The following is a 25523-nucleotide window of genomic DNA, read 5'->3' as shown; positions in this document are numbered from 1 at the left end:
GCGCTCCCGCAGAGGCCTGTGGAAAACCGGCACTCCTGGCTGGTCCGCGGGTCAGGGCACTCCGGCAGCACGAATGCACCACGAATGCACCAGCGCGCAAAGCTTCCCTCTGAAAACCGTCACGGATGATCCCGAAACCGCTGTTCGGGCTCATCCTGGTGGGGAGGCCCCGGCACCCTGGCCAGCAGGAAGGACCGGGTCGGAGACGGATGTGACACCATGCGCGGCACGACCGAAGACACCCGCCGCGACCGCGGGGCCGCCCTGTGCCTGCCCGCCCTGGCAGCCCTGGTCCTCCCCCTGCTCGGAGCGGCGGCACCCGCCGCACCCGGCTCCGACGAGACCCTGTCCTACGACGGGGTCGGCGACACCGTCCTCCGAGTGGACGTGCACGAGGAACCGCGGGTGGCCACCTTCAGCCACAACGGCTCCTCCAACTTCGCCGTGTGGGCCGTGGGCTCCCAGGGGGAGAACCAGGACCTGCTCGTCAACACCATCGGCCCCTACGAGGGAACGGTTCTGTACAACGACCTGGTCGGCGAGGAACTGGCCGCCCTGGACATCAGCGCGGACGGCGCGTGGGAGGTGGCCCTGGAGCCCCTCGACGAAGCCGACACCTGGCCCGAGGATGACGACGAGGCTTCAGGAGACGGCGACGACGTCCTCGTCCTCGAGTGGGAACCCGACGGGCTCACCATCCTCGACCTCAGCCACAGCGGCGACAGCAACTTCGCCATCTGGGCGTACACGGACGGCGACCGGGACCTGATCGTCAACACCATCGGCCCCTACGAGGGCCAGGCGCGCCTGTCTGCGGGCTCGGCCCTGCTCGCCATCACCTCCGAAGGCGACTGGACGCTGACCCGTTGAGCCCCTTTCCGGATTCGGGCACAGGTGTGCCTGCGGCCTCCGCTCGCAGGCCAAGGACCGGACCGGCACCGCCCACCACGTCCTCCGAGACGGGAGTGCGTTTCAGTGCAGGACCCGAAACACGTCGGGCCCCGCCCAGCGTCGCCCCGCACGCCAGATGACGAGGATCCCGAACATCTCACGCACGGCCTCCACCGCCCCTGCCTGTTCGGGGGCCTTCGGCAGCACCAGGCAGACGGTGTCCGCCTCCGTACCGTGAACGTGGGCGACCTCCTTGGCCCGCAGAGCACCCTGTCTCATGCCCTCATAGGTGTGGCCGTCCTCTCCGAGAACATGGAACAGGCGGTCTCCGTCCGGCCCGGTGCAGAGCGCGTCCACCAGGCCGTCATGTTCCGGGGCGTGTCCGCGTCCGTGGAGTTCGAGCATCAGAGCGCACCACAGGCGTTGTCGGAGCTCGCTGCCACGTTCGTGCTCGACGCCCCGCTCGATGAGCGATCGCAGTCCGTCCAGGCCCGAGGGCGCCCCGAAGCCCTCCCCCTCCCCGGCCCCGCGCCGCTCCGGCTCGCCCCGTTCCGGTTCCCCTGGTCTCGCCACCACCTCGGAGAACTCGGCCGTTGACGCCCTACTGGTCTCCGCGGATGGGCCCCGCTCCGACTCGCCCCCGACCAGTTCGGCCGGCAGCGGCCGGGCGTGGATGACCGACAGCGACTGGGTGGAGCGGGTCAGCGCCACGTAGAGGCTCCCCAGCCCGTTCTGGTCGTCGCCGACGATCGCGGCGGGCTCGACGACCACGACGTGGTCGAACTCCAGTCCGTTGACCTCCGGGACGTTCAGCACCCTCACCAGTCGAGCGTTCCTGCCCCTGGCGGCCACGGCCTCCGCGACCTCCTCGGCCCCCACGAAGATGCCCGCGTCCTCGGGGATGATGACGGCGATGGAGCGCTGATCGCCCGTAACGGCCTCCAGTTCCCACAGGCGCCGTTCCAGCTCTTCCAACAGCAGTTCCGGCGCCGTGTGCCGCAGGGTCAGCGCGTCCGCGCCATGCGCACGGATCGAACGGGGAACCTCGACCCCCGGGGCGTGGCGACGTGCGATGGGGGCGGCGAATTCCATGATCTGGCGGGGTACGCGGTACCCGACCAGGAGTTCGGCGGTGTGCCACTGGCCCGCCCCCAGCGAACGCGCGAAGTCCCCCCAGGTGGCGTACTTGTGCGGGCCCGTCGCCTGGGCGAGGTCACCGAGGACGGTCATGGACCCGTCGGGGCACCGCTGGGCCAGCGAGCGGGCCTGCATGGGGGTGAGGTCCTGGGCCTCGTCCAGAACGATGTGCCGGTAGCGGCGGGGCCGCTCACCCCGGACGAGGAAGCGCAGTTCCTCCAAGCAGACCCGGTCCTCCTGCGACCACACCACCTTGGTACGGGGTTTGTTCAGCAGGTGTCGCTGCTCCTCCTCGCTGAAGAGGTCCCGGGCGGCCTTCGCCAGGACGGCCCGATCGCCGAACAGACGACGCAGGATCCGTTCCTCATCGGTCAGCGGCCACAGCGCCTTCAGCAGGGCATCGACACGGGGGTGCCGCTCAGCCCAGGCGCGGAGGCGGCTGTCGACGACGGTCTCCTCACGGAGTCCCCGGTCCGGTCCTTCGCAATGGGGCCCCTCCTTGCCCCGGTCCTCGCGCTCCTGCTTGCTCAAGGAGCGGATCACGCGGGCGGACAGGCCGGTGACCAGGGATTTGTGGAACTCGTCGCGCTGGTAGCGCAAAGATCCGGGGCGGGCGAGGGCCACCTCCAAGGAGCGTTGGAGGTCGGCCTGCTCGACCCCGGCGCTCATACCGCCTCCGCTGATGGTGAAGGCGCCGTACTCGACGAAGTCCTCCAACCGCTCCGGGCGAACGACGTCCTCGACGGCCCGCCGGAGCAACTCGGCCATCCGCAGGTCGGACTTGACCCTGGCCCGCGGGCCGGTGTCGTGGGGCGCGGCCCCCGTACCCCAGATCCGGGAGAGCTCCATGGTGCGCACGCCCCGGCTGCCCAGCGACGGCAGTACGGTACTGACGAAATCCAGGAAGTCCTGGTGCGGACCGACAACGAGGACGTCCTGGGCCCGCCACCCCCTGTTGTCCAACAACCAGGTGACCCGGTGCAGGCCCACCGCTGTCTTACCGGTTCCCGGGCCGCCCTGCACCATCAGGGCACCGGGGCGGTCGTCGGCGACCAGGTCGAGCTGTTCGCGCTGGATGGTCTCGACGATGTCGCGCATACGCCCGTCACGGGCCAGGTCGAGCTCCCGGGCGAGGAAGGGGTCGAGGGCTTCCGGAGTGTCGGCGGGAACGGACGAGGCCGACGCGTCCAGGGAGCTCCGTCCGGCCAGGGAGACGGAGGGGCGCGCACGATGGATCTCGTCGTGGAAGCCCCGGACGTGCTGCCGTTCACAGTGCAGAACGCGCCGCAGCCGCACGTCACCGGGGTCACTCTGTCTGGCCTGCCTCCACCGGACGGCGGCTTCGGAGGTCCATGAGATGACGACGCGTTCCCTTTCCTCGTCAACCACGTTCCGGCGCCCGACGTAGAAGCTCTCCGCCGCCCCGGCGTCATCGGCCGACACGTCCACGCGCATGAACACCAAGGGCTTGTCAGCGAGGTCGTCGTAGGCTTCCAGCCTCTCCTGGTGCTCGCGGCGCAGTTCGGCGCTGTCCTTGGCGTTGGCGCCGCCCGGGTCGAGGACCATCTTCGCCGTAGCGGCTCTCATGCGCTCCAGGCACGAGTAGGCGTGGTCGACCGCCTCCTGTTCCTCGGCGATGACGGCCTCGCGGGAGTGCTCCCCCTGCGTCGGCGCACTCATGCGATACCCGATTGCACTAGGAACGGCCCCGGATCGGCGGGCCAGGACACGCGCCGGTGGCCTCGGACCTTGGTACGGGCCGCGAGCGGTTCGTGGACGGTGCCGTAGCCCCTCCGGGCGCAGCCCCTCCGGAGGCGCCTCGGACCCCCGGTACCGATGGTGTCGACGGCTTCGTACCTGTCGGCGATCCGCTCCGGTGTGGCGTGCACCGAACCCCTTTCCGCCTCGCGTGCGCAGCCGTCGCCCGTCCCGGTCACGCGGTTTCTGCGCTCTTTGGGGGCGATCCTACGAGGGCGCGGGATCGAGCCAGCGGCTGATAGTCCCTAATCGGACACCCGGTGACCGGTACCGGCCAGGAGGGGCTCCCCTGAGCCTCCCGGCGGTCGGAAAGAGGTGGAACCGACCCGTGCGAACGACTCCTGTCCGGCTAGCTCACTTCGGCCCTAAGGACAACCGGCACGGCTTGGTGGATCTGGTGCGCCACGCCCCATGCGCTCAGGCCGGACCATCGACCGCCCTACCGAAAGTGCCGCAGAAGCAGTTTCCACCTGGGCCGACTTTCCCGCCCGACGCCCCACCTGTTTGATCCGGTGGTGGGGTTCGTGACGGCAGGGTCCTCACCGCTCTCGGCCATACAGAGGGCAGGGCCCTGCCCTGCGCGTGTACACCGGAGTCCTCCCCGTAGCGCCCATCACGCGATGTGGTCGAACGCGAGCGGGGCGGGACCAGGCGCGGCGGTGTGACCGCGGCCATGCCGTCAGGAACGGTCGGCCCAGAGCCACTCGGGGTTGACGTCAACGGTGAGGTGATCGCGCAGGGCTCCTCCCAGCAACGGCCTCAGACAGCTCCGGGCGACGCGGGGGTGGCTTCCCGGGTCGGGGCAGATGAGAACCGCGAGGATGCGCGACTGCAGGACCAGAACTCTCAAGTCAGTCCCCAGGAGCAGCTGTAATCCCTTCCAGAGGAACACCAGCGCCTCCTGGGCGAGCCTTCTGCGCACCGGGCCCCAGTCAGCGACGTCCTCGTGCTCCAACACCGCGTCCGCGACCTCGCGGGGGACCCTGCCCGTCAGCTCGGCGCCCCGATCCAAGGCGTTGACGATCTCAACGAGCAGGTCACACCAGAAGTGCCCCGCCAGCGCGCGACCGTACTCGGTGAAGGCCGGATCCTTCTCGGCCCGCTCCCGTGCGAACTCGCGCAACCTGCCGTGAAACACGTCCTCCTTGACCAGGCGACCGAGTTCGTCGATCCGCTCCACGGCCTGCTTGTCGTCCGCCAGCCAGGCAACGACGGAGGCGACGGCCACGCCGCCGCCGGCCTGCCGCAGGTACGTGGTCGGTGTCCGCCGCCCGTTCTGTTGGAACCGACGCCGTTGCTCCCACCAGACCCGTTCGGCGGGCTCGCGCAGTTCCCTGATCCCTTCTGCGCCCCTACGAGCCCTCTCCAGGTGTCCGGACCATCCGTGATCACTTCCTCCGCAGGTGGAACAGACACACCTGGGCCTGGTGGCCTCCTCACACCTCTTGCTGTGCTCCACACGACCTCCGGGGAAGGGACGGCTCCGGGCTGGAAGGGCCGAAGCCACCTTCTCCCGGGGAGGCCGCCAGCAGGTACCCCGGCGGTGGTCACTCTCCTGTGGCCGCGACGACACGACTCCCTTGCCCGGCGGCGCGCGTTGCCGGGCAGGTCCTCCGCGAGTCGGAGGGGCGGGGACGGGGAAGCCGTCCGGACGCCCCGGGAACCCGCTACCGGCGGGCGACGCCGCCGACCACGTCGAACACCCGGACTCCGGCGTTTCCGGTCACGGCCACGGCGCCCTCATCGGGGGAGAACACCACCTGGCCCAGGGCCCCGGACACCCTCACCCTGCTGAGGGGCTCCAGGGTGTGGGCGTCGTGCAGGGCGACCACGCCGTCGCGGCCGCACCAGACCACGTGGTCCCTGCCGACGGCCAGGTCGTTCGGGTCGTCTGTCCTCTCGCCCCGTCTGAGGTCCGCCGTGGACCTCGAGCACGCACGTTGCTCGCCCGTTACAACGTCCCACAGAGTCAGAACGGACTCCTGCACCCAGTCGCCGTCCCGTTCGAAGGTGACGGTGCGCTGCTGCACGGTGACGAGCCGGTCGCCTCCAGGGTTGAAACGGACCAAGACCCATCGCCCCTCAGGCTTGGAACCGCTGAGCTGACGACTGCCTCCCCTGAGCAGGTCGAAGATCCTGATGGGCGCCAGGCCGCCCGCGAGCGCGTACAGCCCTCTCCCCGGGCTGACCGCGTCCGGGGCGTGGTGGCCGTACATGCTGGTGTACGGGTCGTAGTCCTGCCCCTCGTGGCGGGCGGCCTCGATCAGCTCCCGTGTTTCCTCGGTGCCGTCGTGGGGAAAAGGGCACTCGTCCCCAGCCGCTTCGGCGTTTCGCGGATCTCGCGCGTCGGCCACGTACCACCGACGACCGGACCACAACGCCACGTGCGCGCCATCAGGACTCCAGACGGGAGAGGTGAGACGGGGCAAGAGGCTCCCCGGGCTGTCGTCCTCCCCCGGCCGCGGAACCCACAGGCGTACTCCGGCCGATCCAGCGGTGGCGATCACCTCCCCTCCAGGGGACCAGGACAGTGCCGTGGTCTCCTCCGGAGCGCACTCGATCCGGCCGCGTGGGGTGAGGGTGCCGTCGCCCCCCACGTCCCACAGGACGATCCGGGACCACCCTTGTTCCTGGGACTGGAGTTCAGCGAGAACACCGCCGTCAGGGGACCACTCCACCGCCCTCGTGCGCGGCTCGCCGAGTCCGTGTTCTGAGCGCCACAGGACCTTTCCGGACCCGGGGTCGCACACGGACGTCCCGTTTCTTGAGGTCACACAGGCGAGTTCGCCTTCGGGGTGCCAGCGCACCCCGGACGTGAGATACCACGGTACGCCCCTCGCCCATGAGTGGAACCCGGGGTCGTGAGTGGGGTCGGACCATGTCACCAGGACACTGTCCGGCACAGAAGGGTTGCCCCCTGGAACCGGATCACGCCCCTTGGCCAGCGCGATCAGGCCTGCCGTGCCATGCCAGTGCAGGCCGAGGATCTGCCGAACCGCCGCACCCGGAATGAGCCACGGGAGCTCCTCCCCTCCGTCCACTGACCACAGACGCACCCCGATGTCCTCGCCGACGGCGAGGACCCTGCCGTCCGGTGACCAGGTGATGACCGGGCGGTCGCCGTACCAGAACTGCGGTGCCGTGGGAGTGGCGGCATGCTCCTCCCAGGTCTCGGTGTCGTAGACGAGCAGAGTACGCACGGTTTCGACTCGGTTCTCCCAACCGTGGATGTCGTCGGCACTGTGCTCGCCCACGTCGCGAAATCGGTCGCTCTTACCGAGGACCGCGAGTCGGCGCCCGTCGGGACTCCACAGCACCGCGTCCAACGCGGCGCCCGGGATGCGCAGGCGGCGGTGCTCCTCCCCGGTACGGCTGTCCCAGATCATCACGGTGGCGTCGTAGGAGCCGACCGCGGCCAGGTACGTCCCGTCGGGTGACCAGTCGACCGATACCGCGGGAGCCTTCTGGCCGGTGAGAACACGGAGCAGCCGCCCGTCGACCGGTGCCACGTCGGGTCCCCGGCCGGACAGTCGTACTGGGGGCAGTGACTCCTCCACACCGGTCAGCCATGCCGCCGCTCGCGACTCGAAGGCGAGGATACGGTGCAGGGTGCAGGCGACCTCATCCCGGTTCCGGGAGTGTGTGAGCAGCCGGGCACGTGTGAGCAGGAGCCTGCGCAGTGCTCCGGGCCCGGTCGACGGATCGGCTGAGCCGGGTACGTGCTCGGCCAGCTCCACACCCACCCGCTCCGGACCGCGGGCGTACAGGCGGTCGACCAGATTGGCGCAGTCCCGAATGTGGGTGGAGTAGTCACGAGGGGGTCGAGTTTCGCTCACATCCGGTCACGCTAACGGCGCATGCTACCGATGAGCCAGATGTGACCGCTTCCGGACAGCCACCTGACCGTTTCGGCGCTGTTCTGCGGAACCCAGTCGTCATCCGCACGGACGGGCCGCGCTCAGGACGTTGATCTCCGGCGATCGGCTGAGGTCTCTCCCTTCTCTCTTCGTCTCAGTCAGCCTGTGGCGCCGTATCAACGAGAGAGCGAACCGGCCGTTGTTCGATGCCGGGTGAGGTCGTGCAAGCGTGCCAAGGCATCGGCCAGAACTTCTTCGAGCTCGGGTTTGGCGGTGCTCCGCACCACGCGCTGAATCTGGTGCGGCAATCGAAGACGTGTGGCAAGGCACAACGCCTCGCTGTACAAAGTCTGCGCACTGGTGAGGTCCCCGACCTCGGACAGCGCGTCGGCGAAGGTGACGGCTTCGATAGCCGCCCCGTTGAGGCTCCGTTGCCTCTCCCGCCCCTGGACGTGTCCGGGCCAGTTCCGCTGCCGCAGATGCGCGCCCGGTTCCCAGCAGCCCTCGCACACGCACTTCGCGCAGGGAGAAGGGGGTGAAGAGGATTCCGCTCGGCCCCGCAGCATCCATGAGAAGATCAGCGGTAGCTACGGTAGTGAAGCCAGCAGGCGCGCACCCGGTCCCGGGCAGCTCGCGCCTTGACAGATTGTCACTGGCCTCATCACCCGGCATTCGTGAAGCTGAGCGGTGTGCACAAGACGACACCTCCCCTGCCCATCGACACCGACACTCCCTTCGAACGGCACCGAGTCGACCCGCGCAGAACCGACCTCCACCCACATCTGGTATCCGCCCTACGTGATCGGGATCTGGCAACGTTCAGCGAGATCCCCAGCAACCCCGGCTTCGCCGACTTGGTGCGTGATCTGGCCGTCCTCTACCCGCACCCGGACAGCGGCCCCGACGGCCTGACCCTGCTGCACGCGCGGGACGGGAGCCCCGGGGCCGGCCAACTCGGATTCACCGACTCCGAACTCCTCCCGCACACGGAGCGGTCGTGCCTACCGAGACCACCACACCTCCTCATGCTCATGTGCCTGACTCCAGCGCACCACGGAGGCGAGAGCGTCCTCATCGACGGGCGGGCCGTGGCCGAGGAGTTGTCCCTGGCCTTCCCGGAGACGTGGAGTGCGCTGTCCGCGCCCCGGACCGCTCACCAACACCGAACCGACGGCCATCCCGTTCAGCACCGCCGCACGCAGCCCATGGTCGTTCCTTGAGATCCGTCACCGCTAGAAATCATGCCCGTGCGGTTGACGGCCTCATGGCTGGCTTTGGCCGTCAGGCGTTGATCCGCTCCAGCGTGCGCTCCCTGCCCAGCAACTCCAGCGATTCGGAAAGCGGCAGCCCCGACCGTACGGCCGGTCACCGCGACCTGGACCGGAGCCTTGCCGAGCTTGAGCCCTTGGGCGGCCCCGGCCTGCTCAAGGGCTCCCTTGAGGGCTTCGGCCTCCCAGTCCAGGGACTCATCCGAGTAGGTGGCGATTGCGGCGGTGAGCATCCCCGAACCGATGCCGGGCTTCATAGCCTTGGCCCAGCTCTTCTCATCGAAGACCGGCGAGTCCAGGAACAGGAAGTCCACGTTGGGCAGGATCTCGCTGAGCACCGCCACCCGGCTCTACGCCAGCGGAACGATCTGCGCGAACGCATCCGCGCCGAACTCCTCCGGCCGCTACGGCACCCCTCACCCTCCAGATAGGGGGCGCAGCACTTGACGAACTCGTCCACGTCCAGGGCGTGGACCTAGTCGCCGTTGAAGGCCCGCAGCTTCTTCTCGTCATGAACTGCCCGGCAACAAGATCGAGATCGGCGAGGCCCCGAGGCATACCTGGCCTGGGAGATTCAGGAGGCCCCGCCTGTCAGACTTGAGTGAGGAGGAGCATTGTCACTCAGCGCCGCCCTCAGCTACGGGGCCCTCCTCCGGCCCACGGCGAACGAGGGCTTCCACCAGCAAACCCACGACCACCCTTCCGGAAGGTAGTGCGTTTGGACGGGCTCCGATCAGTTCCCTGTACAGACCGGCTGCGAGCACCATCGCCAGGACGGATTCTCGCTCCTTGAGGTAGGTGCCGAGTTGGAGCAGGTGCATTTCCAGTGCTCCCGCGGCCACTTGAAGGGTGGAGTGGCTGGGGTGGTCCGTATCCCAGACGAGCGAAATGTCCTCGCGCACGGTCTGAAACGCCACGGCGAAATCCTGCGACGACCACGACTCGGGCGCGTCCGCCAACCGACGGGCCTGGAGTTCGACGGAAGGGAATTCCTTCTCCTCCAGTTCCGGATGGACGAGCTCGGGCTCTGGTTCCCTCGCCGGGGATACCGGTCCTGGTTCGGGGACCTCATTCCGAACAGGGACGGTCCGCGCGGGCCGCATCTCCCTGATCTGCGCCAGACCGGTCTCCATCGGGTGCATGTCCAAGACCGTGTGGAACAGGGTCCGAGTCATGGCCGATAGCGGGAACTTGACTTCTTCCCTGAAAACCTTCGCGTATTTGGTGTCGTCCCGGACCATCACCTGGACGATATCCTCGAAGTTCTTGAGCCCGTACTCGGTCATGTTCACCATAGGGGCGCGAGGGGTTCGTCGGGCAGCGGCGGCAGCGTTCCGGGTCGCGGCCCAGCAGGCGAAGTAGAGCTGTCCAAGACATCGAACCCGGGCGAGCTTGTCCGCCGCCTCCCGCAGCCGGGGCCGTTTCTCCTCCGGAATTGCGGGCAGGTTGTGCTCCTTCAACTTGTAGTCGAAGTAGCGCACGGCTTCCTTGGCGATCACCTCGGCGAGAAGCCCTTCCAGGGCGGCGAAGCGCCGATGGTCCTTGAAGACCCGTGCCAGACGGCGCAGGAGTCGCGTACCCGCTGACTCCACCGCCGCCCGAACATCATCACCGTACGGTACGTAGAACCGGGTCGTCAGCGGATAGTAGGAGCCTTTCAGCTCAGGTGTGGGAAGGTCGTCCAGGTCTCCCCCGGCTGCAGCTACGGCATCGCCGAAGGCAGTGATCCTCCACAGCTGTGAGCTCACCGCGGTCGACGGGTGGACGTGAAGCACCCCGTGGCGGCGCAAGGCCTCCATCACGTCCGCGTCTTCACCGCCGGGTGAGAGCACGGACAGCTCCGGATGGTCCCTGATGTTGATGATCCCGCCCTCGGTGGCGTTGCGCACCACGGTGAGCGCGGCGAGCTCCCATCGAACATCGAGCTCCGGGAAGTCCTCTTCTGGGTGATGGTGAAGAGCGAACTCTTTTCCCAGAACTTCCCGATGCGCCTTGATCCAATGCTCCTCTGCGTCGGCGTAGGCCTCGTTCAGCGATTGTTTTTCTCGCCGCCGTTCGGCCCGGCGAAGAGCTGCGGCATCAGGGTTCCGGTATTCTTCCGCTTCCTCGATCAGGGTGGGATGACAGTTCACACAGACCACCCTGGTGTCACCGGAGAGGATCTGGTTCAACGCGGTCCGGTTCGGCAGGGAGAACTCTTCCTCGCACGAGGGGCAAAAATACCCTTTGACCACGGCCCTGCTCGCTGCGGCCGCCAGGAGATGGTGTCGGCCGCCCCAGCCGTTGGTGTCGATCTCTCGCACGGGCGTCCGCCATAGAGGGTAGACGCCCGCTTCGTCCAGGCCACGAAGATCCCAGTACCGGCGAGCGATATCCACCAAGTGCGAAGGAGCACCGTCGAGAAACTGGACATCAAGACCGAAATCCTGACCGGCAGGAGAGTTGCTCATTTGATCCTTAGGGGGTGAAATCTGGATAGCCATAACAGAATGCCCTGTTTGGCCACCCGGCAAGTCCGAGAATCAGGAAAATCTCAGATTCGCCCCTGTCGAGGAATCACGTCCGGGGAGACGGAAGAGGATCGGGTCAGACGCGTTCCAGGGAGCCGTCTGGTGCCATGAGGGACCGGAAGTGACTCACCAGTCGCTTGACCTGGGTCGGGTCGCGGACCAGGACCCCCACTTCGATGTTGTGGTGCAGGGCGTGCCCGGTGAGGTTGGCGCTGCCCACCAACGCCTTGCTGGTGTCAGCGGCGACCAGTTTGGCGTGCATGGACGCCGACCCGTTCGCGCCGCGGCGTTCCTCGGGCCACCGCCACAGCCGGACCCGATCGGTCATGTGCGAGAAGGGGGCTTCGAACGCCTTCAGCGCCCCGGTCTTCTCCTCCAGCAGTACGTCCACCACCACCCCGCGTTCGGCCACCACGGTGAGCTCCTCCACCATGCGGGTCGAGGGGTGGTGGGCGTAGCTCACCACCAGCAGCCGCTTGCGTGCCGAGCGGATCACCTCTTCGAGGGCGGCTCCAGTGGTGCGTGCGGCGCTCTTGTACAGGGCGGAGCCGCCGGAGGGGCCGCTCGCCACGACGCTGGAACGGCGCTGGTCAGCCCTCTCCGCGGCGGCGGCCGCGCCGAGCAGGGCCAAGCCCAGGGCGTCGCCGCTCAAGTGAGGGCGGAGATCCCAGAGCCGGGCCAGTCGGGCGGCGTGGTGACCCATGCCCGCCACCGGATGGGCGTCGAGCAGAACGCGTTCAGCCTGCCCGGGACCAGCGCACTCCACCAGGACGCCGGCCCATCGCCGGACGGCGGTGGGGTTGAGCCGTCCCGCGAGCTCGGCCAGATCCTGGGCCCAGCGTTCACGTTCCGCCGCGTTCCCGGGGTCCGCGCTCATCGGAAGTACCCGAGCCCGGCGGGCAGGTCCTGGGAGATGGTGTCGACCAGCAGGGCGCGGTCCAGGTAGTGGTTGTTGCGCTCGCAGGAGGTCTCGGAGGCGAACAGGCACACGTGGCAGGCGGCCCCGTGCAGGCGGTCGTGGTCGTCGGGGGCGTGTTCGGCGCACAGGGGGTCGGAGCTGCACAGCCGGGCGGCGTCCAGGGCGTGGTCGATGAGCAGCCCCAGCCGGTCCGGGTCGGTACCGAGGGCGACAAGGCCACCGAGGGTGCCCTCGCTGTCGGGGGCGGCGGTGTAGAGCAGGATGCCCGCCATCCGGTCGGATCCGCCGCGCGCGTACACCTTCTCGGCGATCCCGGAAGCGCTGTACCCGGCCTCCAGGGAGAGTTCGCGGATGAGGCAGTGGGCGAGCGAGTGCAACAGCACGTAGCGCATCCCCGGCCAGTCCGCGGGCGGCAGGCTCCGGGCCTGGCGCCAGCGTTCGTGGCCGCCGGCGAGCTGCTTCTCCCGTTCCCTGACGGCCGGGGACGCCTCCCACGCGGCCAGGGGTTCCTCGGCGAAGCGCAGGAAGATGCCCTCGCCCCGCTGCTCGGCGCAGGGCACCCACTCGGGGGGCTTGGCCGACAGCGGGGCGATGCGCTTGTCGTCGGTGGTGACCACGTCGAACTCGGGGGCGTCCACCCGGGTGAAGCCGTACAGGGCGCTGACCACGCGCAGGCGGGGTACCAGCACCACCTCCGCCAGGCGCTCCCGGTGGTTCCTCGCGACCCGGCCCACCCGTTTGGTGGTGAAGTCGGGAAGGTCCATGTCCTTGGGCTGGGTGAAGGCCTCCCACTCGGGTCCGGCCAGGTCCACCTCCTCGTCCTCGCTCGGCGCTGCCGTGTCGCCGGGCTCCGGGTCAGCGGCCTGGGCCTGGATCTCGTCCCATACCGCGTCGAAGCCGAACTCGTCGAGGTCGGCCCAGAAGACCAGCTGCCGGACGGTGTGTTCCGCGATCTCCTTCGGCAGAGTCGCCATCGCCTTCAACGTGTTCATGTGCCCGGCGACCGCGTCCTTGAGCGCGGTGTCGCCCTGCGGCAGGCTGAACACCCGCATCTGCGTGGGGAACCAGCTGTTGGTGGCGCCCAGCACCATGGTGCGGGGCTCCTGGTCGCATGGCTCGAACGCGGCCAGGTGGGGGTGGCGGCCCCGGCAGCGGGGCAGGTTCACGGCGTTCTCGGGGCCGAAGGCCTCACCCATGGAGCGCCCGCCCCTCTGGTTCGGGTCGTCGTCGCAGCCCTCGCAGATCACCAGGACGTTGGCGGCCTCACCCGTGGTGCCCTGCTCGACCAGTTTGAGGGTGTGCTCCCCCGTTTCCGGGACCAGGCCGCGGTGGGCGAAGTACACCCAGGGGAAGTCGTCGAGGTGCCCGGCCTCGCAGGCCATGACGAAGCGGGCGGGGACGGCGGCGGGGCGTTTGTTGCCCTCGCCGCGGCAGCCGTGCACGTACCGGGTCCGGTCCGGGCTGTAGGGGGTGGAGATCAGGTCGAAGGCTCCCGAGTCCGCGGAGGACAGGCGGTGGCATTTGGTGCAGCGCAACCACCGGGGAAAGGCGGACACGGGCACACCGATCTTGGCCCACTCGTCGAACACGTTGGCGGTGGAGGGCACCCAGGGCGGGCTGCACAGCTCCTTGACCTGGGGGCCGAGTTTGCGGCGGACCGCGTCCAGGAGCCGGTCCTCCTGCAGGGGGGCGGCGTGGGCGCTCTTCCAGGCGTCCAGTCCGCGCACCACCACGGACAGGTTCGGCAGGTCGACGAGGGCGCCGATACCGAAGGTGTGCAGGAGCTGGCTGGTGCGCAGCTCACCGACGCGGATGGGATCGCTGTTCATCACCGGGCCCCGTTCTGGTCGTCTCCGGCACCGCTCTGGGCCTGGAATGGGTGCTGGGCGTCCTCGCCCAGGCCGTCCTGGGGATCGAGGACCAGGCGGATCCCCGGTTCCACCTCGCGCAGGGAGGTGGGACAGGTGGTGGCGGTCCAGCGGCCGTCCTCGGGGTGCCGGATCAGCCCTACGTCCTCCTTCTTGCTCCTGGTGTAGCCCAGGGTGAAGCTCTCCAGGGTCTGCAGACCGCGTTTGTCGTTCCACAGGTCGAAGCGGCGATCGACCTCCTCGTCGATCGCGCGGACCGCGGCCTTGTCCCCGGTGACGTCACGGGCCCGCCGTTTGACCTCGGCCGCCAAGTGGTCGGCGGTGCGCCCGGTGCGGTCGAAGTGACCGGCTCCGGCGTTCGGGTTGAGCAGCGGGTCGTAGCCGCGAACCATGGCGATGAGCAGCCCGGTCAGACCCCGGTCGATGGCTCGCGCCGCGAAGGGTGTGACCGACAGCGCCTCCACGTGCCGGTACAGGTTCGCGTGGAAGTGGGAGAACTGTTCGTAGTGCGACAGGTCCCGCGGGCGCGCCCAGTTGTAGACCGTGAAGACGATGCCCGGGTGCCTACGACCGACGCGGCTGGTGGCCTGGATGTACTCGGCGGTGGACTTGGGCTGCCCGTTGACGACCATCGCGCCCAGCCGGGAGACGTCCACGCCCACGGCGATCATGTTGGTGGCCAGCAGCACGTCCAGCGGCTGCGACCCCTTCGCCTCCTGCTTGCCCTTTCCGCCGCCCTTCTTGGCCGCGCTGCTCTGGGCGGCCTGTTCGACGGCGTCGGGGAAGGCCACCCCTAGACGGTCGAGGATGTAGGGGATGTCGTCGGAGTTGCGCCGGGAGGTGAGCTCCTCCGTCCGGTAGGGGTGGAGGTAACGCTTGGCTAGGCCGCGCTGATCGGCGCGGGTCAGCCGAGTGGTGACGTCGTCGTCGACCAGGCGGCGCATCCCCCCGAGGTCACGCAGGCTGTTGAAGTAACCGACCAGGGTCATGTAGGGGTCGGTGATCTCGTTGTCGCCGTACTTCAGGTGCAGCTTCTGGGCCGCGGCGAGGACGGCGACGTAGACCCGGATCTGGGTGGACTTGATCCGCACCCCGTGAGCGCACAGCCCCACGTAACGGCGGCCGTCGGCGGTGTGGTCGGCGCCCTGTCCCGGCGCCAGGGCGTCATGGGCGTCGACGGGGCGCTGCCGGGAGAAGAACGTGTCCGAGGCGTCCAAACCCTGGGGCGGGAAGATCCGGGTCTCGCCGCGGGCGAAGAGCATGCCGATCTGTTCCTTGGCCCGGCGCACCGTCGCCGTGGAGGCGATGACCTTGGGCCGAACCTTGTAGCGGGTCCTGCTCCCCGGCGCCGTGTAGTCCCAGGTGGCGAGCAGGTCCACGGCGGTTTCGTACAGCCCCACCAAAGAGCCGAGCGGGCCGGTGATCAGGTGCAGCTCGTCCTGGACGATCAGGTCGGGCGGCCGGACGGCGGCCGCGGGCCCGACCTTGGCTGGTGGGAGGTTGACCCCCTTGGGCACGGCAGTGTGCGTCAGGGAGCCTTCGCATACCTTGTCGTGCATCTGACCGGCCAGATAACCGTGCCGGGTGCAGTACCGGGAGGCCCGGCCGAACAGGCTCTGGGCCTCCCCCTTCCAGGTGAGCTGGGCGAACTTGTCCACGGTGGCGATGACGAGCGAGGGGACGAGACGGTAGATCTCCTCGTCCACCACCAGCACCGGCAGCCCCTCACCGCCACTGAGGTAGTCACCGAAGGGGCAGTCCAGATCGGGGCAGACGATCCGGGTACGCCGGGCCCTGCTCTCGGTCTCGATGTGCTTGCCGGGCTCGATGGTCGATCCGCACCAGGGGCAGCTGGTGAGCTGGTGCGGGGAGCCCTGGCCGCTACCGCCCCGGTTGGCCCGCTTCTCCCGTACCCACTCCTGGGCGCCGTCGAAGGTGTTGGGGGTGACGCGGCCGCCCACCCACAGGCCCAACCGGAACGGCACCGTGCCCCAGAGGTCCTCGTCCTGGCGGCGTTCCACCTCGCAGGCGCAGATGAGCGCGGCGGCCCGCTGGAACTGCTGGATGGTGAGCAGGCGGAGGGTGTAGCGCATCAGGACGGCCACCCCGGTGTCGGAGTGCGGGGCGCTGCCGCCGTGGGCGGTGCCCACGTGCTGGAGGCGGCGGATGGCCAGGGTGTAGGCGGTCAGGCCTAGGTAGGCCTCGGTCTTGCCGCCACCGGTGGGGAACCACAGCAGGTCCGCGACGCGCCTGCCGCCGGGGCCGTTGCCGGAGCGCTCGGGGTGGGCGGGGTCGGTCAGGGAGGGCAGGTTCAGCAGCAGGAACGCCAACTGGAAGGGGCGCCAGCTCCGGTTCTTCGGGATGTCCGCCTCGTGCACCCGGGTGGCGGTGGAGACCTTGCCGTCCCCCTGGGCGGCGATGCTCTGCACCCGCTGACGGTGCATGGCCCGATTGGCGAACCGGAAGGCGGCACGGGCGTCGGGGTCGGTGTCGAGCAGGTCGATGGCGGCGGCGATCCGGTTCGCGGCGTGTTCGGCCTCGTCCATGTTGGCCTTGGCCTGGCGGCGGAAGTCGGTGCCGTCGTGTCGCAGCCGCGCCTCGGGGGCGTCGATGCGTTCCCGCTGCCGCTTGATCCAGGACCGGTAGCCGTCGACCAGCGGTTCCAGGGCGGTGCGGACATCGACAGCCCTTTCGCCCTCCTCACCCAGGAGCTTCATATCGACCACGAGGTCGGCCAGCTCGGGCAGGTCCTCGTCCTTGTCGGCGCTGGGGACGTCGGTGTGCCGCAGCTCGTAACCGGGGGCGGCGTTGGTGGTGACCCTGACCGCGCGCATCGGGTCGTCCGCCGCGGTCCGAACATCCACCGCGACGCTGTGACCGACCGCGAACTGGGCGTGGAACCGGTGGGTCATCGCCAGGTTGCGCTGCTCGTCGCGGTCCCGCTGGTCACCGCCGGAGAAGTTCTCCGGCCGCGGCACGAACACGGGGGCGGCGCCGTCGGCCGCGGTCAAGGAGAGTTCGGCCTGGAAGAGCCACAGGTGCTGTTCCTTGCTCTTGCCCTGCTGGGCGTTGACGAGGAAGACGGTGACCAGTCGGCGGCCGTCGTAGGTGCGGACCCGCCCGCGCAGGACCGCCCCGGGCTGTTCGGGGTCGAGTTCGATCGGTCCCAAGTGGCCGTCCTTCTCCGGCAGGATGAGGGGCACCTCGGCGGTGTGCGGGAAGCGGCGGTAGAACCGGGCGCGGCCTTCGGGTGCGTTCACCTTCTCGTAGTGCGCCCAGGAGGCGCGGGCGTGCAGCTCGGTGGTGTCGGGCTCGACGCAGACGGTGAAGCCGTGGGCGCTGCAGAACATGCTGGCCGCGGCGGGCACGTCCGCCCCGGGGTCCGCGCTGTCGGCCTCCCCGATCCCCGCGGAGTCCTCGATACCGGATTCGGCGAGGGTGTCCAGCTCACCGGGTTCGATGACCGCGCCGTTGGGGGCGAGTCTGCCCAGGATGTAGCGGTCGGTCACCCGCTCGGAGGTGGGGAACTCCTCGTGTTCGTCACCCCCGATGGGGCCGTGGAGGTCACGGATGACGAGGTCTTCGAGTTCAGCGCGGATCTCGCGCGGTGTGGGGGCGCGCAGCACCGTGTGGTCGGCCATGCACACAGGCTAGAGGAGCCCGGTGACAGGCGAACGGGAGAGTTGGGACTTGGTACCGCCCGGTGGGGTGCTCATATCCCGGATGATCTTGCTACCAGGGGCGAGTTCGGCGCCGAAGTAGCTTCTGGTAGCAAGATCACGCCCACCTCAGGGGCTCCGGTCCCGGCGTGGTTGGCGGAAGCGCTGGGAACGGAGCCCCGGTGTGAGCCTCTGCGGCTCAGACCTGCGGGTCAGAGACGGGGATGGTTGACCTGGGTGTGCGCCCACAGGTGGGCGAGCAGGTCGTCCCAGTCCTTCGCCTCGTACAGGCAGTTGCGGGAGGCCACCCAGAACGACTGCGTGCTCTCCCCGAACCACACGATCTGGTGCGGGTGGCGGGCCTGGAGCCGGGCGGCCTTGTGGTGTTCGAGGGCGAACTCGGCGCGGTGCCCGCCCAGGCGGGGCAGAGTCTGGGCCCGGCAGGAGCGACAGGTGCGGTGGGCGCAGGAGGCACAGGCCGGGCCCGGCACGGCCGGGGGCCGGTAGGGGTTGTTCGGGCGAGAGTCCAGCGGACGGCGGGACTCGGGGATAGGATGCGACATCGATCCTGCTTTCTTACTTCTGCAACGGTGGAATTCAGGGTTTGCGGGGCTCAGGAGACGTTGCCGCGTCTTCCTGAGCCCTCTCTCATGTGCGAAGCATTCGGGTCAGAGCTGCGACCAGGGGTTGTCGTCCAGGTCCCGCGCGAGGAAGAACCAGACGGTGCGGAGCTCGGGCAGCCCGTTGTCGCCCCAGGCGGTCGCGAGGGCATCAATCATCGCGAGCCCGCGCCCGGCCTCGACCTCCGGGTTCAGCCCGTTCGGGTCCGGCGAGAACTGACCAGCGCGGATCGAAGCCGTGCTGCCCTGGTCCCGGCAAGTCAGGTGCATCCCCTGGGCGGAGCGTCGGACCTGGAGGTCGTAGAAGCCCCCGGGCAGCCCCGACCGGGAGTGCCGGATGGCGTTCCCGGCCAGCTCGGACCCCAGGAGGGTGAAGAGGTACCGGTAGTCGTCGGAGCAGTCGGCCACGCAGGTGTCCAGGAAGAGCCGGGTCAGCGGCATCAGCTCCGGGAGGCCAGGGAAGCTGTAGTCACGCTGCCGGAAGTGGGGGCGGTCGGTCCGCCCGGAGAAGTAGTGGGAGTGGTAGGGCTGAATGAAGCTGGTCATCGGCACGGTGACCTCGCTCCGGACCACCTCGGGGGCGGATACGGGCATGACGAACACACTCCTTGGCGCAAGAAGACATAAAAGGTGTGAAAACGGACGCCCGTTGGAAGATTCATGATCCCCGTGACGCACAGAACGGGCCAGGCATAGCCTGACCAGCGAGCACCTTCAGCAACTCACCGGTCACCAACTACAATCATCACAGTAACTAGCAATCGTAGAGTTTTCAAGCAGAATTTTCTACGAATGCTTTCCTCCACTAAGGTGCACGTATGACCGATTCCAGCAGCCCCACGCTCCGCCTGCGGCGCCTCGCAACCATGCTTCGCCGAGCCAGGGAAGAGGCTGGCTACACAGCCACCCAGGTCGGCAATAAGTTCAAATGGAGCGCCGGAAAAGTCACCAAAATGGAGACAACCGAGACCAAACGCATAAAAGCGGACGATCTCGACAAACTCATGGACCTGTACGAGATCACGGGGGCAGAACAGCGGGCATCCATGCATGCCCTTGCCAAGGACGCGCGGCAACGGGGCTGGTGGTCCAAGTACAAGGAAGTCTTCACAGACCGGGCCTTGCCAGACTTCGAGGCGGAGGCATCGATGATCCGAACCTACGAAGCACAGATGGTCCCGGGCCTCCTTCAAACTCCTACCTATGCGGAGGCCTTGCTCCTGGGAGGGCGCTTCGGCAACCCTGAGATCATCAAGAAGAAGGCCGAAGCTCGCATGGTGCGCCGGGAGATCCTGACCCGCATCAACCCCGCCCGTTTCCGAGCCATCATCGACGAAGGCGCACTGCGCAGGGCCATCGGAGGCCCCGAGGTGCTCAAGGAACAACTCGCCTACCTGCACTACATGGCACAGCTACCCAATGTGGACATCCAGGTCCTGACCAGCGACACCGGTTCGCATGCCGGTCTATGCGCGCCGTTCACCATCCTGGACTTCCCCGACCCACTCGACCTTCCGATCGTGTACATCGACACCGCGTCTAACGGGCTCTTCCTGGAGGAACCCGAAGACGTTGAGGCACACAGTGCTATCTTCGGTGACATCCAGGGATCTGCCCTGAGCACCGTGCGATCTGCTGATCTCATCATCGACATCATGAAGTCCCTAGAGAGCCCCTCATGAACAGCGCCCTTGAGTTCCGGAAGAGTAGCTACAGCGGACATGCACAGAACTGCGTGGAGGTCGCTCAGATCCCGACGAGCTTCCGCAGCGGCGCTGGCGAGAGCTGCGTCGAGGCTGGCCCCCTCCTCGGCGGCGCAGCCATCCGGGACTCAAAGCACCCCGGCGCGGGTCACCTTCCCTTCCCTAAGAGCGAGTGGGCATCCTTCCTCACCACCGCGCTCAAGTAACCCAAACCCTCGAAGCCTGGCCCGGGAGGCACACCCCGCGCCAGGCTTCGGCATCTCAGAAGAGAGTGCCCTCCGGAGGGAACAGGCCGTCCTGCATCACCGGTGGAGCTGCCTTCTTCGCCTCGGCCCTTTTTCGGGACTTCCTCTTCGGCGGCCAGATCCCCTTGCGCTCTTCTTCCTTGTGCCGTTCGAAGTTCAGCTGGAGCAGCCGGTCCAAGATCTCAACACGGACCGCTTCACTCACTGTCAGACGCACACCCTTAGGTGTCTCGTGGAAACCAAGCCCCAGTTCAAGGTCTGTCCAACCATAGGCTTCTTTGACAGTCTCATCAATCTGGCCGTTAATTCTCCGAAGTTGGAGGATTTCAGATTCCTCGCAATCAGGATCATGCACCTTTCCATACAAGGGAGTTAGACCCAGCTGGTTTTTCTGCATGACATTCCGACGAAAATCATTAAGCTGCCCCCCAAGTTCCTCCATTCGGCTCGTCACCGAAGGCATCGGAAAGGTCTCAAAACACTTCGACGGCGTATACTGAAGATCCGACGTGCGCGTAGATGAATACTTGCGAGCCCAAACGCCATGGATAACTGAAGACAACAGCGCCAGCCTACTGTTTTCCCCGGTAGCAAATACTACAATTTTCTCATTGAAAACCTGACCAGTCCGCACGAACAACGGAACGCCCGTGTCACTCACACGCGCAATCACCAGGACTCGACCTAGACCAGAAATTGCCTCCATCATCGCAGGCCGCTTTTCTCCGCACTGCCACCAGTGAGGTTTTCTCAGCGAAGATCATTTCCACTGCCTGTTGAGGACAAGAGCCGCACGGGCGATGTCTCCGATCCGGCTCGGGCTAAGCGTGACGTACTTCAGCGTCCGCCAGCGCTCCTTGAGTTCGGCGGCGGTGCGCTCACCGAGCGCACGCACGTGCCGCAACAGCGCGTTATACATCCGTGTGTCCACGTGCAGAGCCCCTTCGCCCTGGCCCGTAGGGCGCTTGATGGGGGTGTGCACGCCGATACCGGCGCCTTGGTAGCCCTTGTCAGCCAGGGTGGGCAGGCCCTCGGCCGCTGCCTTGTACAGGGCGGGCAGGGCGTGGAGGCGGGCGGCGGTGATGTCGGGGGTGGATCCGGGCTCGACTGCGGAGACCCACAGCGGGGTGCCGTCCGGTGCGGATAGGAACTGGATGTTGCCGCCGAAGGCCTTGTGTTTTTGGCTGAACCACAGGTCGTTGCCGTTCTCGCGGACGCCCGCGAGGCGGTCGGAGGCGATCAGCGTGCCGTCCAAGACTACGCGCGCTATCCCTTCGTTGTGGCAATTGGCCAAGACTTCGTGCAGGTCGGGGGCCTGGCCGGCGAGGACGTCGATGCCTTCGTGTAGGTAGCGGTAGCTGGTGGCCTGGGAGATTCCGGCGTCACGGGCCAGGCAGTGCACACAGCCGCGCTCACGGAACCAGCGCAGCACCAGCACCGCTTGGCGGAACGGCCCGAGTGCCCGTGAGCCCTTCGGAGTGGCGATGCTTCGGCGGTGGGCGGCCAGGTGTCGGGCGAGGAACTCGACGATGTGGCGTGGGACGTCGAGGGTGGCAGAATAGGTGACCAACGTGAAGCCTCTGGTGGTTACGGACATGATCTTGTGGTGAGACCTGTCCTACCAGGGGCTTTACGTCTGCTCGCATCCAGGTGCCACTCGTCCGGCCCGGCGGGGATCCGAAAATCACCCTGCTCCGCAGAGATCATTTCGCTGAGAAAACCTCAGTAGTCCCGGTAAATTTTCCGGTTGTTTTGCATTCTGACAGGTTTTACGTCCCGTTCCACAATTTCAAACGGCTCCAAGTACTCCCTGGCCTCTTCCTCGGACATGGCTCCGAAGTTGATGACCCACCGACTCGGTGAACAGTCGGGCCTGGAGTTGAGGTCTTTTCCGATCAGGTACGGGAAAACCACCTCCTGGTTCTTCGGGTTCTTCTGAATCAGCTCCTTAGCCTGATCTGGATCCAGAATAAACCCCTCACCCAGCACATTAGATCCTTGGAATGACTGCCCCGCGTTGGCGACCAAACGCCATGGGTTACCTGTCACCCGCGACTGCGGGTCAAGTGACGGCGTGATCCCCGGAACCCGCGCATCGCTCAGGACAGCCTGCTCCCGCTCTCCGCCGTGGCCTGCCCACACCAACGACACGTGAACGTTCGCGCTGCCCGGCCACTTCTGGCTCTTCACCGCCCGGTAGACCTGCCAGCCCTTCTGGTCCACCACCTGGTCGAGTCCGACCTCACGTGTGTCACCCTGCGCGATGGTGTTGGTCGCGATGATCCCGGTACGCCCCTTGGGTGCAAGGGCCAGATTCCGCAGTAGGAAGTACGAGCACAGGTCCGCGCTCCCGCGCTTCCCGTTGGCGATGTCTACCACCAGGTACTCGCGAACATCCCGCCCAATGTTTCCGGTCAGTCTCTGCCCACCGATGAACGGCGGATTCCCCACCACCGCATCGAACCCGCCATCCCCCATCACCTCGGGGAACTCGATGGCCCAGTGCATCGGTTTGATCGGATGCTCCCTGTCCCCCTGCAACCAGTCACGGATCTTGGAGCGCGTCGCCTCTTCCTTATAGAAGTCGTACGTGCTCTCGTCCAACAACTCCAGGAACTCATCCGACAGGAACGTCAGCAGCCGGTTGTACGCGTCCTGCCAGTTGTACTTCTTGTCCTCCGCGTCCTGGAGTTTCTTCTCGTAATCCTCCAGGTCGAGCTCCGCGTACCGCTCAGCAGCCAACGCCGCCGCGACCACACCGTCACACGCCAGCCGCAATTGCGTGAGACGCGCATTGGCCTCCGCATTCAGCTTCGCCTTCTGACGCACTTCCTCCGGGTCGTTCACCGGGGGCAGGGATTCGATCTCCCGTCTCAGCTCAGTGACCTCGCCCAGCACACGGTCGATGTACTCACCCACGTCACCGGAGAGCCGAGCGTTGATGCTCCGCCCTTCCTCAGGGTCCGTGTGGAAGTACTTCACCTGCCGCTCGTTCACCAACCCGACCAGCGAGTCCCCGCTCTTCAGCGCGTGGTCGAGGAAGCTGAACGGCTTGTCTCTGGCCAGGGTCTCCAACCACATCGACAGCTTGGCCAGCTCCACCGCCATGTCGTCACGGTCCACGCCATAGATGCATGACGCCGCCACCCGACGCTTGGCGTACAGCCGCACGTCTTCGAGTTCAACGGAGCTCTCACCCTCACCAGGATCTTCGCCGTCCCGGCGGAGCTCCTCCGGAAGCCCGTCCCGTTGCCAGGCCTCGACCACCCGCTCCCCCAGGTACCGGGTCGCCGCTACCAGGAACGCCCCGCTTCCCGCCGCGGGGTCAACCACCTTCAGCTTCAGCAGCTCGTCCGCGGGCTTGACCCGCCACTCCCCCTCCGATGCGCCCTCAGCCGGTCCCGGCTGGTACACCAGCGGTTCCAGGGTGTACCGCACCACCTTCTCCGCCAGCTCACGCGGGGTGTAGTGCGTCCCGGTCTTCCTACGCTCCCCCACCCGGGTGAAGACCACCGACCGGTCCGGGAACACCGTCGGGTCTTCTCGCAGGTCGGTCCGGAGGAGCCCCCAGAACGGCAGGGTCCGCTCGGTCAGCTCCGCGTCGCTGTCCCAGGCCGAGTGCAGCCTCGACCGTTCCTCCGGCCCAGGCTCGGCCGCCAGCATTTTCTTGAGCTGGGTCCGCGTCGCCTTGGTCTCCTCCTGCAACCAGTCGAGGAAGGCCTCCTCGCCCTCGGAGTAGGCCTCCTCCACCTTCGCCAGCGGCAGTTCCGGCTCCGCCTTGCCCTGCAGCCCCACGTACGGACCGCTGGTCTTACGTACGGAGAACTCCAGCAGCCCCTCGTACACGTGGCCGATGTCCTCCACCCCCAGACCCTTGTAGGAGATCCGGGTCGGGGTGCCCTTCTTGGTCTTGGGCTTCAACATGACCAGCGCGTCGAGGATCTCGAACACCACCCGGTCAGCGACGGCGAAACCCTCCAGCCACTCATACGTCTGCGGGTCGAAGAGCGACCCCCCGTACGGCGGCAGCCTCAGGTCCGGGTGCTCGGAACCCCGGTGGATCCCGTTGAACAGGGCGAGCAGCCGGGGCCAGGCGGCGGCCCTGCGGTCCACGACCTCCTCACCCAGCTGGTCCCGGTCAGCGGTGAGCTGGTCGTGCAGGCGGCTGACCGAGTAGTGGTCGGCGTACAGGTCGTCGGTCGGCAGCAGCCGCTGTTCCTCCGCGTACAGCAGGAACACCAGCCGCATGAGGACGGTCAAGGCGCCCTTGTAGATCTCCCGCTCGCCCACGTGCTCCAGGAACCGGCCGCTGGACTCCCGGTCCAAGCGGGCGATCTCGGCGACGAGCAGCTCCACGGCCCGCAAGACCTGGTTGCCCAGGTCCTCGGTGAGGTCGCTCTGCTTGTCGAAGGTGCGCTCGAACAGCGCCGCCGCCGCGTTGGTGAGCTCTCCGCCCTTGTCCCGGGCGGGCAGCCGCACCCGCTGGCTCTCCAGCAGTGCCGCGAACGCCTGAAGCAGCAGGGGTTCCTCGCCCCACAGATCGGCGTCGAAGACCCCCACCGAGGTGGGTTTTCCGGGCAGCGCGTGCACCAGCGCCCAGTACTGGCCGTCGGTCACCAGCGCCAACGGCACCCCCGACTCACGGCAGCGGGCCGCGGCGGTCTCCACCGGAGAGGGGCGGCCGCCCTGGGAGCGGGCGGGTTCGGTTCCCAGGGGAAGCCGGTAGAAGTGCAGGCGTTCCTCCCGCCCCTTCGGCCCGGGGCCGAAGAGCGCGAACTCGGGTGCCACCCGCGCACCCTCCACCGCCGACTGCGCGCGTTGCCCCTCGTCCCAGCCGAGGAGTTCACCGAGCACCAGCTCGATCCACGCGGGCACCAGCGCGCCGGTGCGTTCCCGGTCGAGTTCGTGCCACCCCTGCCGCAGGGTCCGGCGCACCTCGGTGGCCACCGCGGGCAGGCCGTCGGGGAAGGCCTCTAGAAGGACCTCCGCGGAGAGGAAGGGCCCGTCGGGTGCGAGGAGTCCCAGCCACTCGGTGTGCTGTTCGGCAGGGTGGATCGAGGGCGCGCGACGTCGGCGAGGTCCAGGCAT

Annotated in this window: 16 protein-coding genes and 1 pseudogene; 4 read left to right on the top strand and 13 right to left on the bottom strand. The window is 67.6% G+C overall.

Annotated features, from left to right (window positions below; all coding sequences use genetic code 11):
* Positions 1–219: 219 nt before the first annotated feature.
* On the top strand, positions 220–870 hold the full coding sequence (locus tag HNR07_RS03770) for a hypothetical protein (RefSeq protein WP_184361954.1): 651 nt from the start codon (positions 220–222) through the stop codon (positions 868–870).
* 102 nt (positions 871–972) lie between these two features.
* Here the strand turns inward: HNR07_RS03770 and HNR07_RS03765 are convergent, their stop codons facing one another.
* The 3 genes from HNR07_RS03765 to HNR07_RS03755 form a co-directional block, all read right to left on the bottom strand.
* The gene (locus tag HNR07_RS03765; protein ID WP_184361952.1) at positions 973–3708 is read right to left on the bottom strand and encodes a HelD family protein; all 2736 of its coding nucleotides are present in this window, start codon (positions 3706–3708) and stop codon (positions 973–975) included.
* A gap of 757 nt (positions 3709–4465) precedes the next feature.
* Positions 4466–5014, bottom strand: coding sequence for a hypothetical protein (locus HNR07_RS03760; protein ID WP_184361950.1), 549 nt, complete (start codon positions 5012–5014; stop codon positions 4466–4468).
* A 439-nt stretch (positions 5015–5453) separates the two neighbouring features.
* Entirely contained in the window at positions 5454–7622 is a 2169-nt protein-coding gene (locus HNR07_RS03755; protein WP_184361948.1) for a WD40 repeat domain-containing protein, read from the bottom strand.
* Positions 7623–8332: 710 nt separating this feature from the next.
* On the opposite strand from HNR07_RS03755, the gene HNR07_RS35425 reads away from it, so the two are divergent.
* A complete protein-coding gene (locus HNR07_RS35425; protein WP_184361946.1) occupies positions 8333–8863 on the top strand; it encodes a TauD/TfdA family dioxygenase in 531 nt (176 codons plus the stop codon).
* Positions 8864–8924: 61 nt separating this feature from the next.
* Here HNR07_RS35425 and HNR07_RS03745 read toward each other — a convergent pair.
* From HNR07_RS03745 to HNR07_RS03715, 7 genes and pseudogenes are all read right to left on the bottom strand, one after another.
* A pseudogene (locus HNR07_RS03745) lies at positions 8925–9431 on the bottom strand (glutamate--tRNA ligase); the annotation flags it as partial.
* Positions 9432–9528: 97 nt separating this feature from the next.
* Positions 9529–11361 (bottom strand): hypothetical protein, encoded by a 1833-nt coding sequence (locus HNR07_RS03740; protein WP_184361942.1) that lies wholly within the window; start codon positions 11359–11361, stop codon positions 9529–9531.
* Positions 11362–11497: 136 nt separating this feature from the next.
* A complete protein-coding gene (drmC, locus tag HNR07_RS03735) occupies positions 11498–12298 on the bottom strand; it encodes a DISARM system phospholipase D-like protein DrmC (RefSeq protein WP_184361938.1) in 801 nt (266 codons plus the stop codon).
* A complete protein-coding gene (gene drmB, locus HNR07_RS03730) occupies positions 12295–14169 on the bottom strand; it encodes a DUF1998 domain-containing protein (protein ID WP_184361935.1) in 1875 nt (624 codons plus the stop codon). Before drmB ends, drmC begins: the two co-directional genes overlap by 4 nt.
* A complete protein-coding gene (gene drmA, locus HNR07_RS03725; RefSeq protein ID WP_184361931.1) occupies positions 14169–17849 on the bottom strand; it encodes a DISARM system helicase DrmA in 3681 nt (1226 codons plus the stop codon). The genes drmB and drmA overlap by 1 nt, the downstream gene beginning before the upstream one ends.
* 230 nt (positions 17850–18079) lie before the next feature.
* Entirely contained in the window at positions 18080–18430 is a 351-nt protein-coding gene (locus tag HNR07_RS03720) for a hypothetical protein (protein WP_184361928.1), read from the bottom strand.
* A 105-nt stretch (positions 18431–18535) separates the two neighbouring features.
* Positions 18536–19081, bottom strand: a complete 546-nt coding sequence (locus tag HNR07_RS03715) for an ATP-binding protein (protein ID WP_184361925.1) — start codon at positions 19079–19081, stop codon at positions 18536–18538.
* A 224-nt stretch (positions 19082–19305) separates the two neighbouring features.
* Here HNR07_RS03715 and HNR07_RS03710 point away from each other — a divergent pair, with 224 nt between their 5' ends.
* Together HNR07_RS03710 and HNR07_RS03705 are read left to right on the top strand one after the other, a co-directional pair.
* Positions 19306–20169 (top strand): helix-turn-helix domain-containing protein, encoded by an 864-nt coding sequence (locus tag HNR07_RS03710; protein WP_184361922.1) that lies wholly within the window; start codon positions 19306–19308, stop codon positions 20167–20169.
* On the top strand, positions 20166–20396 hold the full coding sequence (locus HNR07_RS03705) for a DUF397 domain-containing protein (RefSeq protein WP_184361919.1): 231 nt from the start codon (positions 20166–20168) through the stop codon (positions 20394–20396). The genes HNR07_RS03710 and HNR07_RS03705 overlap by 4 nt, the downstream gene beginning before the upstream one ends.
* Positions 20397–20451: 55 nt before the next feature.
* On the opposite strand, the gene HNR07_RS03700 is transcribed toward HNR07_RS03705, so the two are convergent.
* The 3 genes from HNR07_RS03700 to HNR07_RS03690 all read right to left on the bottom strand — a co-directional run bounded on the left by HNR07_RS03700 (position 20452) and on the right by HNR07_RS03690 (position 25523).
* Complete coding sequence (locus tag HNR07_RS03700) at positions 20452–21144, bottom strand: type IIL restriction-modification enzyme MmeI (RefSeq protein WP_221318699.1); 693 nt, start codon at positions 21142–21144, stop codon at positions 20452–20454.
* A 51-nt stretch (positions 21145–21195) separates the two neighbouring features.
* A complete protein-coding gene (locus tag HNR07_RS03695; protein ID WP_184371353.1) occupies positions 21196–22005 on the bottom strand; it encodes a transposase family protein in 810 nt (269 codons plus the stop codon).
* Positions 22006–22157: 152 nt separating this feature from the next.
* Positions 22158–25523 carry an Eco57I restriction-modification methylase domain-containing protein gene (locus HNR07_RS03690; protein WP_246420061.1) on the bottom strand — a complete coding sequence of 1122 codons (3366 nt, stop codon included), beginning with the start codon at positions 25521–25523 and terminating at the stop codon, positions 22158–22160.

The sequence above is a fragment of the Nocardiopsis metallicus genome (assembly GCF_014201115.1).
GTDB lineage: Bacteria > Actinomycetota > Actinomycetes > Streptosporangiales > Streptosporangiaceae > Nocardiopsis > Nocardiopsis metallicus.
The sequence above is the reverse complement of the archived record's forward strand: the minus strand, read 5'-3'. Positions and strand labels throughout refer to the sequence as shown.

Excerpts from the sequence above, each read along its gene's own strand:
- HNR07_RS03720 (WP_184361928.1), bottom strand. The coding sequence starts at position 18,430 with ATGTCGCATCCTATCCCCGAGTCCCGCCGTCCGCTGGACTCTCGCCCG.
- HNR07_RS03710 (WP_184361922.1), top strand. The coding sequence starts at position 19,306 with ATGACCGATTCCAGCAGCCCCACGCTCCGCCTGCGGCGCCTCGCAACC.
- HNR07_RS03700 (WP_221318699.1), bottom strand. The coding sequence starts at position 21,144 with ATGATGGAGGCAATTTCTGGTCTAGGTCGAGTCCTGGTGATTGCGCGT.
- HNR07_RS03770 (WP_184361954.1), top strand. The coding sequence starts at position 220 with ATGCGCGGCACGACCGAAGACACCCGCCGCGACCGCGGGGCCGCCCTG.
- HNR07_RS03715 (WP_184361925.1), bottom strand. The coding sequence starts at position 19,081 with ATGCCCGTATCCGCCCCCGAGGTGGTCCGGAGCGAGGTCACCGTGCCG.
- HNR07_RS03690 (WP_246420061.1), bottom strand. The coding sequence starts at position 25,523 with ATGCCTGGACCTCGCCGACGTCGCGCGCCCTCGATCCACCCTGCCGAA.
- drmA (WP_184361931.1), bottom strand. The coding sequence starts at position 17,849 with ATGGCCGACCACACGGTGCTGCGCGCCCCCACACCGCGCGAGATCCGC.
- HNR07_RS03740 (WP_184361942.1), bottom strand. The coding sequence starts at position 11,361 with ATGAGCAACTCTCCTGCCGGTCAGGATTTCGGTCTTGATGTCCAGTTT.
- drmB (WP_184361935.1), bottom strand. The coding sequence starts at position 14,169 with ATGAACAGCGATCCCATCCGCGTCGGTGAGCTGCGCACCAGCCAGCTC.
- HNR07_RS03765 (WP_184361952.1), bottom strand. The coding sequence starts at position 3,708 with ATGAGTGCGCCGACGCAGGGGGAGCACTCCCGCGAGGCCGTCATCGCC.
- HNR07_RS03705 (WP_184361919.1), top strand. The coding sequence starts at position 20,166 with ATGAACAGCGCCCTTGAGTTCCGGAAGAGTAGCTACAGCGGACATGCA.
- drmC (WP_184361938.1), bottom strand. The coding sequence starts at position 12,298 with ATGAGCGCGGACCCCGGGAACGCGGCGGAACGTGAACGCTGGGCCCAG.